1 protein-coding gene is annotated in these 1233 nt (G+C 51.1%); it reads left to right on the forward strand.

The genetic code is table 11. The features are described 5' to 3' along the window. Positions 1-834: IS5 family transposase (locus Q674_RS34650; RefSeq protein ID WP_023009389.1), on the forward strand; the 834-nt coding region annotated here is incomplete at its 5' end. Positions 835-1233: the final 399 nt, after the last annotated feature.

Consider the following 1233-nt stretch of genomic DNA (forward strand, 5'->3'; position numbering starts at 1 on the left):
AAGAAGGTAGCCCGTTATTACCCCAAGGGCCAGAACGGACGGCCTCCCTATCCTTTGTCTGCCATGCTGCGCGTTCACTGCATGCAGTTGTTCTATAACCTCAGCGATCCGGCCATGGAAGATGCATTGTACGAGATCGAATCCATGCGCCAGTTCGCTGGCCTGAAGCTCGATCGTCTGCCAGACGAAACAACGATCCTTAAGTTCCGTCATTTTCTGGAGCAGCATGGTCTCGGCAAGGTGCTGTTCAAAGAGGTGAACAAGCACCTGGAGAAAAACGGCCTGATGCTGCGTGAAGGCAGCATTGTTGATGCCACCATCATCTCTGCGTCCAGCTCCACAAAGAACAGTTCTGGCAAGCGCGATCCGGAGATGCACCAAACCCGAAAGGGCAACGAATGGCAGTTCGGCATGAAGATGCACATTGGCGTCGACGACACACTGGGCCTTATCCATAGCATCGACACCACTGCTGCCAATGTCCATGACATTGTGCCTTCCGGCAAACTGCTGCACGGTGAAGAGCGCCGAGTCTTTGGTGATGCCGGCTACCTCGGCATACAAAAGCGAGGCGAGCACAAGCACCGTAAAAATGTGTCTTGGTTCATCGCCAAGCGCCCGGGTTCACGGAAGGCCCTGAATGCTGACAAGCTGAAAGCCGAGAAAATCAAAGCCAGCATCCCCTCAAAAGTGGAACATCCGTTCCGGTACATCAAGCAGGTGTTCGGCTACAACAAGGTTCGCTATCGCGGCCTGTCGAAAAACACCAACCGGCTGCACTTGTTGGCCGCGTTCAGTAATCTGTTAATCGGTGAAAAATACCTGCTGGCATAGGGGCAGTGTGCCTATTTTCCGCCAAAATGGCGGGAAACGGGCAGAAAACATACAAATAAATGGAGAGTTGCGTCTGAATTTTCCGTTTTCTGCTGGCTCAAACGGATGCTGGTGAAAATCGACGGTTATTCAGACCTTCCTTAGCTTTCTGTAATTGGCGAGTACAATGTATGCGCCGCGAACATGATCAGTCTTTGTTCGTCATGGCATCGAACACGTTTTTGTGGCTAACTGAGACCAACGTTTTATTAACGTACTGGAAGACCGATTTGCCGATGGAGATTCTTGATAACCTGCTTCATCGATACCCCCTTCGATTTCGCAGTGTGGCAAGCCCCAATATCCTAGACACCTGACAGCTTTGTGAAGTACTGCTTTTCTAAGGAGGCTCTGAATAAG

Source organism: Marinobacter sp. EVN1 (assembly GCF_000475375.1).
GTDB lineage: Bacteria > Pseudomonadota > Gammaproteobacteria > Pseudomonadales > Oleiphilaceae > Marinobacter > Marinobacter nauticus.